The sequence below is a fragment of the Chloroflexus sp. genome, assembly GCF_056331925.1.
The window spans coordinates 23,797-35,960 of the sequence record NZ_JBWGQH010000007.1 but is presented as its reverse complement, the minus strand read 5'-3'; the positions used below and the strand labels follow the sequence as shown (position 1 = coordinate 35,960).

Here is a 12,164-nt window from a genome sequence, read left to right as displayed (position 1 = left end):
GGTCTCGGTTATAATACCGATCCTGTGGTTAGACGATTGCCGTCTTGGAGCAGAACCTGCTATCGAATTCGCTCACCGACTAGCAACGATATGACACACTTCACGATTACCGCCCGCGATCCTCACAGTCGTGCGCGCACCGGGCGCTTACGAACAGCTCATGGCGCGGTCGAAACCCCGGTATTTATGCCGGTAGGTACTCGGGCTACGGTTAAATCGCTCAGCCCGCATGAACTGCGCGAACACGGCGCATCGATTATCCTGGGGAATACCTATCATCTCTATTTGCAGCCCGGTCACGAATTGATCGCCCGTCACGGAGGGTTGCACGGATTTATGAGCTGGAACGGTCCAATCCTCACCGATAGTGGCGGCTTTCAGGTCTTTTCCCTGGTGTACGGTGGGATTGCCGATGAAGTAAAAGGCCGCCGACCCGCCCACCCGACACGGTTGGCCGATATGGTGACCGTCACCGAGGAGGCCGTTATCTTTAAATCGTACCTTGACGGTTCGCGTCATGTCTTTACGCCAGAACGGAGTATCGAGGTACAACATCACCTTGGCGCCGACATTATCGTCTGCTTTGACGAACTTCCGCCGTTCCGCGCCGGCTACGACTACACTGCACAGAGTATGGCCCGTACCCACCGCTGGGCCGAGCGCTGTTTGGTAGCCCACCAACGGCGCAACCGTGCTGCACTCCCTAACCCCGACCAACTCCTGTTTGGGATTGTGCATGGCGGTATTTTTGCCGACTTACGCCGCGCGAGCGCCGAGTTCATCAGCAGTATGCCGTTTGATGGTCTCTGTATCGGCGGATCACTAGGAGCTAATAAGACCCAGATGTATGAGGTGGTTGATATGACCGTACCCTACTTACCCGACGGTATGGCTCGCCACCTCCTCGGTGTTGGCGACGTTGATGATCTCCTTGAAGGAGTCGCTCGTGGGATCGATATGTTCGATTGTGTCAGCCCTACGCGACTCGGACGACACGGGGCAGCCCTCATTCGCAATCGCGAACGCAACTGGCGGCTCAATGTGACAAATGCGACGTTACGTGATGACCCAGGACCATTGCAAGCGGGTTGTCCGTGTTATACGTGCCGGCATTTCTCACGGGCGTACATTCATCACCTCTACCGCTCGAAAGAACTACTTGGGATCAGGCTGGTCAGCTTACACAACGTCGCCTTCCTACTGAACCTGATGGCCGAGATACGTGCCGCTATCGCCGCCGGTCGCTTTGGTGAACTGTACTATGAGTGGTTGGGGAAGCCGTTGCCGGATATAACACCCTAAGCTGCAACAGTGTGGCGAACTAGCGATGCTTGAGCGGACGGATCACGATCTTACCTTCGGCGATCGGTCACCCGGTTGATCTCCTCGAGGACGCGCAGATAGACATCTTGACGCGAGCGGGGTGTGTCGTCGTGCGATTGTAATGCGCGCTCGGAACGTATCGTGTGAAAGACGCGCCAACCTAACATGATACTGCCACCCAAGGTTAAGCCGAGCATTGCCCACGGCAACCACTCAACCACCGTCGGTACCAACGTCGCCGCGTTCAACCACCGTTCAATGAACGGCGGTGACCATGCCAGTTCGGCATAGCGAACGAGATAGTAGATCACAAGCCCGGCGTTCACCAACCCGACCAGAGCACCGATCAGACGCTGCGACCATTCATCGGTGTCCTCTAAACCCAACTCAAGGATAGTATCAATCCCGTAACCGACGATCACAGCCAACAGTAGCAACCCGCTTAAACAAAGAAAGAGTGGCCATTCAGTCGCCAAACCCAGCCGTTCCAGCAGATTGATCACACCATCTTGCCAAATATCGACCAAAACTGCACCGATGAGCGTCCCGGTAAGCGCCAGACCGCTCGGTATTGCCCCTCGCCGCTGACCGACCAGAATAAATAACAGGATCACGACCGCCGCACCCGCATCAATGATCATCTCGCTGCCCCTTCGTATTGCACGTGCAATTTTACTACCTATTGTAGCAGATCCGTCAAACCTGCTACACTGTTGCCTATCATCACGCTGTAGGAGCTGAGTAGGCATTTCTTCACCTGACGGGCAAAAATCGGCATCCGAGCGACTGACCAAAAATGCTATAATGACCGCATCAGACAACAGTTGTCTGTCGTACCATTGCGAGCGGTGGTTTATATTACCGAGGCGCAATCGTTTGAGTGCTTAAGGAGGAATTACATGGTTCGCGTCGCAATCAACGGTTTCGGCCGGATCGGGCGCCAGAGCTTTAAGGCGATGCTGGAGTATTACCCAGACGAGTTCGAGATCGTGGCAATTAACGACTTGACCGACGCGCATACGTTAGCACATCTACTCCGCTATGACTCGACCTATGGCGCGTTTGAAGGTGAAGTAACCGTAACCGAGAAGTCCATTATCGTCGAGCAAGACGATGTGCGCTACGAATTACTAACCCTAGCCGAGCGTGATCCTGCCGCGCTGCCGTGGAAAGAACTGGGCGTTGACATTGTGATCGAGTCGACCGGCCGTTTTACCGATGCCGAAAAGGCTAAAGCTCATCTCGCCGCAGGTGCCAAGAAAGTGATCATTACTGCACCGGCCAAGGGCGAAGACATCACCATCTGTCTGGGTGTGAATGACGCCAAGTACGATCATGAGAAGCACCATATCATCTCGAATGCCTCCTGCACCACCAACTGTCTGGCGCCGGTGGCCAAAGTACTCAATGATCGCTTCGGGATCGAACGCGGGTTGATGACGACGATCCACTCGTACACAATGGATCAGAACTTGCAGGATAACGTCCACAAGGATCTGCGCCGAGCCCGTGCGGCCGCGATCAATATGGTACCGACCACTACCGGTGCTGCTAAGGCTGTCGCGCTGGTTATTCCTGAACTGAAGGGTAAGTTCCATGGCTACGCGGTGCGTGTCCCGACACCAACCGTCTCAATGGTTGACTTCTCGGTTCTCCTCAGCACCAAGACGTCGGTCGAAGAGATCAATCAGGCATTCATTGAGGCCAGCGAGAGCGAAGAGCTTGAGGGTATCCTCGGTGTCAGCCACGATCCGCTGGTTAGCACCGATTTCATCGGTACCACGTATAGTAGTGTGGTTGACCTACCCCTAACGATGAGCATGGGCGATGATTTCTTCAAGATCGTCGCGTGGTACGATAACGAGTGGGGTTATTCGGTACGTGTCGCCGATCTGACGGCGCTGGTCGCAGATCGGTTTGAATAGTCGGATGGGCGGTAGTAGGGGCAGATTGGAAACCAGCCCTACTACCGCCACTGTTGCAACCGTGCCGCCCAATCCCTTCCAGCCCGACGTAATAGTTCTTGTTGCCGTTCCAGTACAACGTAGGCCAATAGCATTAGTAGACCCACCAAACCCAGCAATAACCACTGATTGAGCATGCGCGCCGCATTACCCACCAACCAGAGAATACCCAGTCCGAAACAGACCAACCCAGCCACAAACGGTACCCTTAGCCGCATTAACGCCCCATAAGTAGCGATCAGCAACGACTCGCCACTGACGAATAAGATGTAGCCAAGGTTACTCGGCGATCCGACGGCTTGGAGGAATGTTGCGCTGAGTAATAATCCAACCGCACCCGTATCTACCATACGCGCAAGCCGATCTTGGCGTTGGAAGTAGCGAATGCCATTCGCAAACGCGAGCAGATAAACGCCGACCGGTATCACGTACAACTGCATTTCGCGCAAATCCCAGACGAGAAATTGGCCAAGGCTAGCGGCGACAAAGGCCGCACCGGCGATATAAGCGTACTCGCTCCGCCGTTCGCGGACCGTCGCCGTGACGTAGAGAACGCCGGTGTTGATCAGTGCTACCACCAATGCACGTAGCTCGTCGGCGGCAACGATGACGGTGAACACCCCTACCATCAACGGTAACCACAACGTTGGTCGCTGCCAGATCGTCACCGGCGCATAGCGGCGGCTAGCCCAACCGGCCAGCATCAGCGGCACCAGCGCCAACACTAACCACGCTGCCTGCCAAGGTATCGTCAGATCGGTCTGCGCAAGCCAGCCGGCAGTGCTGCCGATCAACGCTGTCACATTTAGGACTGCGCCAACTTCGCTCTGCTCGGAAACCGCAATAATCCCAATTACGAGTGCATAGATCAACAGCGGCCATGAAAGGCTGCTCAAACTGCTGTCAAAGAGCATCATTAGCGCGATCAAGCCGGTGACTGCGCCAACCACATAACTGTCCAATCCTAGCACACGCAAGACGGCTGTCGATCTCTGACGGCGCGTCCCTGCTCCACCCAGCCCCACAATGACCGCGGTTGCCAGTAACGTCCATCCAATGAGCGAAACGTTGGGCGCGAAGAGCCAATTGGCAGTCCCACCAATCGCCATAACCAACTGGATTAAGGCCAGACTCATGATCCGCCAGCGTCGGTACGCGACCGCGCCAACCGTGAGGATCAGCGTCGCACTGCCCGCAGTCAATGGCAGATACATGCGATACGCCGACACTTCCAGCGCCGCCGGCAACGTCGGTATGGGTAAGACAAGGGCTGTAGCTATAGCCAACTGCGCATACGGACGGTCAAACGGTGCCCATCGCCGCAAAACGAGCGCCGCTCCGCCATAACCAACCCCTAACAGCACTGCCAACACACCGATCCCACTCAGACCGCCTTCCCAGCGCAAGAATCCGCCGACGACCGCCAACAACCACGCCCAACCGAGCATAGCAGCCGCCGGATAACCGAACTGCCAACGTTGCCAGATGAAACTTAACCCCAACCACACTGCACTCGCAATGAGCGCTGCGCTGATGGTAGGTATGCTCGGCGTGAAGAACGCACTGATGAGCAACAACGTGCTGCCACTGCCGAGCACACCACCCCAAAAGAGCGCCGGCGTCGCCCAGTACCCGAACGTACCACGACGGATCAGGCTCCCACCAATGGCATAGACACTCGCTACGCTCGTGCCGGCAAGGAGATAGTGCTCAAACGTGCTCAGCCAACCCACCCGTTCGAGCACGCTCGCCACCAAACCCAACACCACCGTTAAGCTAGCCATTGACCAAAAACTATTGCGTTCGCGGAAGGCACACCAACCGTAGAGCATCGCTGCCAGTGCCAATGCTGGCAAGTACCATACCGGATCAAGCAATGCCGTCATCAGCGAGCCAATCGCGATCAGGGCTGCCCCGATCCAACGCAACACCAACGGTGCATAACTGATACGAGCGGTAACGGAGGCTGCGTGCAAGCCAAACCCAATCCCGCCAATCACAAGCGTGATCAGACCGCGCTGGGCCCATGCCTCGACAAACGAAGCCACCCACACGTTCAGCAACACCATCACCAGCGCCAACCCGATACTCCCCACCAACGTGCGGTTCGGTTGCAATAACCTCAACTGCCCACGTTCGAGCAGCACCACCAGTAACCCACCGGCTACCAGCAATAACGGATAACTCTGGCCGATTGCCGTTCGGTCGAGCGCAGTGAGCAACGCAACAACCAACAGCAGTGGCGTGCTTGCCAACAAGGGGATTGCATACGCCTGACCTCGCCGCTCGATCAGCGCCGTCATCCCGACATACACAGAGGTCAGTAGAGCCAGGCTCAGATTAGCCCACCGCAGACCGAGATCGGGCAATACCGTTCCGATCAACACTGCCACCGGCAACGTTAGCGCTGTCACCCACACCCACCGTGGCTGCCGTTCAAGCCACGCAGCGCCGGCACCGAACACACCGCCCAACCCAAAGGCAATCATTGCTGGCCAAGCAAGCATCGGTATAGGCTCAACCAACACGAGACTGAGGCTCACCAGCAGCGACAGCGGCGGGCCGGCCCACTGCATCACACGCGGCCCTAACGCCAACAGAGCAGCACTACTGCGGGCCAACCGGTGGGTTACCACCAGCGTAGCAAACCACCACCCAAATGCCCAAACCGGTTGCCACTGAAGCGCGACATCCCACTGCCAAAACGCGCTTACCAACACACCGATTGCAGCCGAACTGGCGGCCAGACTATAAAACACACGACGTGTATACCACGCCCCACCGATGTAAATGGCCATGCTCACACTGCTCACTACCAACAAAGCTGTGTCAGTCGCGAGATTGAGCAGACCAGGGCGCGTGAAAGAAAAGACCACGATTGGCACCAGCAATGCTGCAATCGAACTCAGATTCCGCCCAGCGGTAGCAAGCGCCTCACGCTGACCCATCCACCGTCCCAACCCCCACAAGCCACCGGTCAATGCAGCCAAGATCCCGACTTGCACAATCGGTAGGAAGCTGTTCCAATTGAAGATCACCAACACCAAGCTCGAAATGAGCAACAGAAACGTGCCGATGACCAACAACATCCGGCGCGTACCGAGCGACAGCAGTGCAGCAAAAATCGGCCCTATCCGATTGGTAACCGTTGATGGTGGCGTAGTAGGTGCAGGTCGTATTGGCAAATCGGCCGCAGTCTGAGCCGAAGATGCTTGCAGCACCTCACGCAATGGAGAAACCGAGGTTGCCGTTTCTGATTCTTCAGGAGAAGGCGAGACCGGTAGAACCGGTTGGGCCTCTGTCCGCAGTGTGGCACCCTCCTGTTCCAACAAACGCAACACTCGCTCGGCGGTATCCGTATCCAGTTGATTCGTCTCTAACCAAAAGTACACCAGATTGGCGAATTGATCCGCTGGCTTCGGTGAAGATCTTGCTGATGCCGTTCCGATCCAGAAACCGATTAGCCCTGTGACCAACAGAATCGGCAGTAGGCAACATAAGGCTAGCAAAGCTAAGAACTCCATAATAGTGCTCCGGGCCTGATGACTACACTGCTATTCCAGAACGTGCACAAACATGCGCGCCGTCCTGTTCCCATCCCGATTTGCGCCACGCAATCTTCTCTGACAGGCGTTACGATCCCGCCTCCGCGGGCACTCACTCCTCCCGGAGTGCCGCCATTGCTGGTCAGACCTCACCACGGGTAGAGCAGTTGCGGTTACCAGCCGTTACGCCGGACATGTCCGGTTCGATCCTGCACCGTGCGTGCTTCGTTCGTTACACCACCGGCCAAACACCGGCGGCTCCGTGCGGAGATACCGAGGTGCATCCCGGAGCGATTCGCTGTGCCTTCGCGCTGAGTACGCTGCCCCACTGCCTTGCGTCGCTCATCAGCCGCGCGCAGCGGCAGCGACGATGACAGTCCATTCGTGTAACCGACATCAATCGCCTTTCACACACCCGTTGGTGTCTTGTCGTGCCAGTAACACTGAGTAGCTTCGCCGCTTTCTCAGGAGGAAGGTATCCACAAAAACGCCCCTTTAAAGACGAGGGCTAGCTCCTCTGCCCAAATTATAGCTAACGAGAACTATCAGAACGGTAACATTTTTGCAGAATTTTTGGAACGGGAACGGCGCATGGGTGAATCTTCCCGATAGTTGGTGATCATTCTCCCTAGCCGATAGTTATATCAAGTAAATATGATTACTATATCGGTCAGGATGCATACAAGTGAGGCAACAATGCAACAAGAGCACATAACTTTCGTCCGGCAAACGGCAAATCGGTCTAACATGTCCTACCGCCTGGCCCAAGGTATTGCAGTTTTCATTACAATCGGCGTGATGTTTGCCGTCGCTGCAGGCTGCAATGCAATAGCAGGGTTGTAACGTTTTTTGAATGCCAACCTAACAAACGATGCGACTTGAAGGTCGCATCGTTTTCTTTTTGCCTTGAAACGCTGCGCAGCCAACATGGTACAATACAGCAGAAATTATAGCGCGCAGCGCTGTCTTGCCGTTATTATTTGTGACTTTCATAACAAATTAGGTAAGGAGCAGGCGAGGCATGAAGGAATGGAACGGTTTCTACGGCCCCAATGCCGGTTATCTGCTCGAACTGTACGAGCGGTACTGTGCCGATCCCAACTCGGTTGATGAAGCAACACGGGCCTTTTTTGCGCAATGGACACCACCCGATGAGATCGCCTCCTCGGAGACACGGGACGGACAACCACCTCTTGACGTTACCCGGATCGTTGGTGCGGCCCGTTTGATCCGCTACATTCGGGAGTTGGGACATCTAGCCGCTCGAATTGACCCACTCGGTAGCGACCCACCCGGCGATCCCGGCCTGGAGCTGGCAACGCACGGGGTGACCCAGGCCGATCTTGCAGCGTTACCGGCCCACATTGTGCGTGGCCCGATCGCAAGCCAAGTGCGTAACGCGGCTGAAGGTGTCGAACGATTACGACAGGCATACTCTGGTTCCATCGGCTACGAGACCGATCAAATCCAAGATTACCGTGAACGGGCGTGGATCCGTGAAGCGGCTGAAGATCGGCGCTTCTTTGGTGGACTTGATGCCGATCGTCAGCGGGAATTGCTCGACCGCCTGACCGAAGTAGAGACATTCGAGCGCTTTTTGCACAAGACGTTTCCCGGCCAAAAGCGGTTTTCGATCGAGGGATGCGATATGCTCATCCCGATGATCGATGCGATTATTCGCAACGCTGCTGCGGCCGGCACCAAAGAGGTTGTTATCGGAATGGCCCACCGTGGTCGGCTTAATGTACTGGCCCACATCCTCGGCAAACCGTATTCTCTGATTTTGACCGAGTTTCACTCGCCCGATTACACCAAAGATACGTATGAAGGTTGGAGTGGTGATGTGAAGTATCACCTTGGCGCACGCAAGGCTTACCGCGAGAGCGGGATTGCCGAAATGCCGATCACGTTGGTACCCAACCCCAGTCATCTTGAGTTTATCAACCCGGTGGTCGAGGGACGCGCTCGCGCTGCTCAAGAACGACGCCATCGCCCCGGCTTCCCTGAAGAGGACGAGAAGGAGTCGCTCGCCATCCTGATCCACGGTGATGCCGCGTTCCCCGGCCAAGGTATTGTCGCCGAGACACTTAACCTCTCGCGTCTGAAGGGCTACCACATCGGCGGTACGATCCACATCATTATCAATAATCAGATTGGCTTTACGACCGACAGCAGCGACTCGCGCTCAACCCTCTATGCCAGCGATCTGGCCCGTGGGCTTGAAATCCCAGTGGTACACGTCAATGCCGATGATGTGGAAGCCTGTATCGCTGCTGCCCGTATGGCGTCAGCCTATCGCGAGAAATTCCAGAAGGATTTTTTGATCGATCTCGTCGGTTACCGACGCTGGGGACATAATGAGGGTGATGAGCCGGAGTTTACTCAGCCCAAGATGTACGAGCGCATCCGCAATCACCCAACAGTGCGTGAGATTTGGGCGCGTGAGCTAGAGCGGCGCGGGATTATTACCCGCGAAGAGGCGCAGGCACGGGTTAATGCAGTGATGAATAAGTTACAGCAAGCGTTTGATAAGGTGCGCGAACGACAGCGATTGGCTGCCGAGCTACCACCGGCATCTTCGCCCGCTAACTCACTGCCGCCACGTCGCTCACCGATTTTTGCTCGTCCGGTCTCGGCAAAAACGCTGATCGAGTTGAATGAGGCGTTGCTAGATCGGCCTGAAGGCTTTACCGTTCACCCCAAACTCGAACGTATGCTGCAACGCCGCCGCCAGGCGATCTATGAAGAAAATGGCATCGATTGGGGGCATGCCGAGGCATTGGCTTTTGCCAGCATCCTCGCCGATGGAACACCGATTCGACTGACCGGCCAAGACAGCGAACGCGGTACCTTTAGCCACCGTCATGCAGTCCTGCACGATGTCGTTACCGGTGAGCGTTTCATCCCGTTGCACGCTATTCCACAGGCACGTGCTTCCTTTGCAGTGTACAACAGCCCCCTCTCGGAAGCATCGGTGCTGGGCTTTGAGTATGGGTATAGCTGCCATGCACCGGATACGCTGGTGCTGTGGGAAGCGCAGTTTGGCGATTTTGCCAATGGTGCTCAGGTGATTATCGATCAGTTTATCGTTAGCGGACACGCCAAATGGGGGCAAAATCCTTCCCTCGTGATGCTCTTACCACACGGCTACGAGGGTCAAGGCCCCGAACACTCGAGCGCCCGCCTCGAGCGTTTCTTGCAACTGGCGGCTAACGATAATATTCGCATTGCCAACTGCACGACGGCGGCCCAGTACTTCCATCTGCTACGCTATCAGGCTGCTTCACTCTACGCCGATCCCAAGCCGCTGATCATTCTCACTCCCAAGAGCTTGTTACGTCATCCGCGCAGTAGTTCGTCGTTGCGCGATCTGACCGATCTGCGCTTCCAGCCGGTGTTGGGATTGGGTGCTGACGCACCGGCCCCCGAAGGAGTCACCCGCCTCATCCTGTGTTCGGGTAAGGTGGCGATCGACCTCATCTCTAGCGCCGAATGGGAAAAGACTGCTGGGCGCGCCGATTTGCTCCGGCTCGAACTGTTGTATCCTTTCCCGGCGGAGGAGGTGCAAGCTGCGATCCGGCGCTATCCGAATCTGCGTGAAGTGGTGTGGTTGCAAGAAGAACCGCAGAATATGGGCGCTTGGACGTTCGTCTGGCCGCGATTGCAGGCGCTCTTGCCAACCGGTGTTACATTACACTACGTTGGCCGAGCCGAATCGTCCAGCCCGGCTGAGGGTCTCCACAGCATTCACGTGCGTGAACAGGCGCGTATTTTGCGTGAAGCAGTGGCCAATCTGCCCGAAGTAACTACACCGGCAACAACCGGTCACGAGACGGTGATCCGCTGATCTGACGGAACGTAGTGCAGAGAGTAGTTTTCTACTTCGTTGGTTCAACGTAGGAGCATAAGAAACGTTGCGCTCGTTTGATCTGTACACAAGGTAGGTTGCGGCATGGCATATGAAATTCGAGTGCCGTCGCTCGGTGAATCGATTGTCGAGGCGACGGTCGCACGCTGGTTGAAGCGTGAAGGCGAAGCAGTTGCAATCGGCGAACCGGTCGTCGAATTAGAGACCGACAAGGTGAACCTTGAGGTAGCCGCCGATCAGAGCGGGGTGTTGGTGAGCATTGCCAGCCCCGAAGGAACTACGGTTGCGATTGGTGATCTGCTTGGTACAATTGAAGCAGGCGCCCTATCTAAGCCTTCGCCGATCCCGGCAGCGGCGCCGGCCACCCCGGCTCCAACACCGGCAGCAGCGCCGGCCACCGATGAAGTCTTGGCGACACCGGTAGCGCAGCGGATGGCTGCTGAACATGCCATTGATTTGCGCACCGTGCAGGGAACCGGCCCCGGCGGACGGGTAACAAAAGAAGACATTATGCGACTCGTTTCAGGTACGGGACCAAGTGAGGCCGTAGCCAAAGCTGACGAGGCGCGGATGAAGGTTAGCCATCCGACCCCGGCGGTGATCGAGACAGCGCCACCGCAGCCAACGTCGCCACCGGCTCCGACCACCCCGCCACCGGCTACGGTTACCCCACCGCGGCCTACACCCCCGCCTGCCACACCGGTGATGACAACCAATGGCGACCGACGTGAAGAGCGGCAACGTCTGAGCCGTCGGCGCTTGACCATCGCACGTCGTTTGGTTGAGGCGCAGCATACCGCGGCGATGCTGACCACCTTTAACGAGGTGGATATGAGTGCCGTGATGGCCCTACGTGCTCGTCACAAGGACTCGTTTAAAGAGCGGCACGGGGTTAGCCTTGGCTATATGTCGTTCTTCACCAAAGCTGTTGTCGGTGCGCTCAAAGCCTTCCCGATGGTCAACGCCGAGATTCAGGGCGAAGAGGTTGTGATCAAGTACTACTACGACATCGGGATCGCCGTTGGGGTGGATGAAGGCTTGGTGGTGCCGGTCGTGCGCGATGCTGACCGCAAGACATTCGCGCAGATCGAGCGCGAGATCGCACAATTGGCGAAGAAGGCGCGCGAGGGCACGCTGAGCCTTGCCGAGTTGCAGGGGGGCACGTTCACGATCACGAACGGCGGTGTCTACGGCTCGTTGATGAGTACGCCAATCCTCAATGCACCGCAAGTCGGGATCCTCGGCATGCACAAGATCGAGGAGCGACCGGTCGTGGTTAATGGGCAAATCGTTATTCGCCCGATGATGTACATCGCCCTCAGCTACGACCACCGCCTGATCGATGGGAGCACCGCCGTGCGCTTCCTCGTCAAGGTGAAGGAGTTGATTGAGGATCCGGAAGCGTTGCTGCTAGAGGGGTAAGGCATTAGCTGGGGGGAGGTTTTTTTACCGCAGAGGGTGCAA

At 56.6% G+C, this 12,164-nt stretch carries 6 protein-coding genes; 4 read left to right on the top strand and 2 right to left on the bottom strand.

The window, feature by feature from the left end; translation table 11 throughout:
* The first annotated feature begins 90 nt into the window (after positions 1-90).
* Positions 91-1,302, top strand: a complete 1,212-nt coding sequence (gene tgt, locus AC01ZF_RS05260; RefSeq protein WP_424674349.1) for a tRNA guanosine(34) transglycosylase Tgt — start codon at positions 91-93, stop codon at positions 1,300-1,302.
* Positions 1,303-1,352: 50 nt separating this feature from the next.
* Here the strand turns inward: tgt and AC01ZF_RS05255 are convergent, their stop codons facing one another.
* The gene (locus tag AC01ZF_RS05255; RefSeq protein WP_424674350.1) at positions 1,353-1,964 is read right to left on the bottom strand and encodes a CvpA family protein; all 612 of its coding nucleotides are present in this window, start codon (positions 1,962-1,964) and stop codon (positions 1,353-1,355) included.
* 258 nt (positions 1,965-2,222) lie between these two features.
* Between AC01ZF_RS05255 and gap the strand changes: the two genes are divergently transcribed.
* Positions 2,223-3,248 carry a type I glyceraldehyde-3-phosphate dehydrogenase gene (gene gap, locus AC01ZF_RS05250; RefSeq protein WP_424674351.1) on the top strand — a complete coding sequence of 342 codons (1,026 nt, stop codon included), beginning with the start codon at positions 2,223-2,225 and terminating at the stop codon, positions 3,246-3,248.
* A 41-nt stretch (positions 3,249-3,289) separates the two neighbouring features.
* On the opposite strand, the gene AC01ZF_RS05245 is transcribed toward gap, so the two are convergent.
* Positions 3,290-6,811 (bottom strand): SCO7613 C-terminal domain-containing membrane protein, encoded by a 3,522-nt coding sequence (locus tag AC01ZF_RS05245; protein WP_476575184.1) that lies wholly within the window; start codon positions 6,809-6,811, stop codon positions 3,290-3,292.
* 1,042 nt (positions 6,812-7,853) lie between these two features.
* Between AC01ZF_RS05245 and AC01ZF_RS05240 the strand changes: the two genes are divergently transcribed.
* Both AC01ZF_RS05240 and odhB read left to right on the top strand, forming a co-directional pair.
* A complete protein-coding gene (locus tag AC01ZF_RS05240) occupies positions 7,854-10,679 on the top strand; it encodes a 2-oxoglutarate dehydrogenase E1 component (RefSeq protein ID WP_424674353.1) in 2,826 nt (941 codons plus the stop codon).
* Positions 10,680-10,784: 105 nt separating this feature from the next.
* The gene (gene odhB, locus AC01ZF_RS05235) at positions 10,785-12,122 is read left to right on the top strand and encodes a 2-oxoglutarate dehydrogenase complex dihydrolipoyllysine-residue succinyltransferase (RefSeq protein ID WP_476575183.1); all 1,338 of its coding nucleotides are present in this window, start codon (positions 10,785-10,787) and stop codon (positions 12,120-12,122) included.
* Positions 12,123-12,164 lie beyond the last annotated feature (42 nt).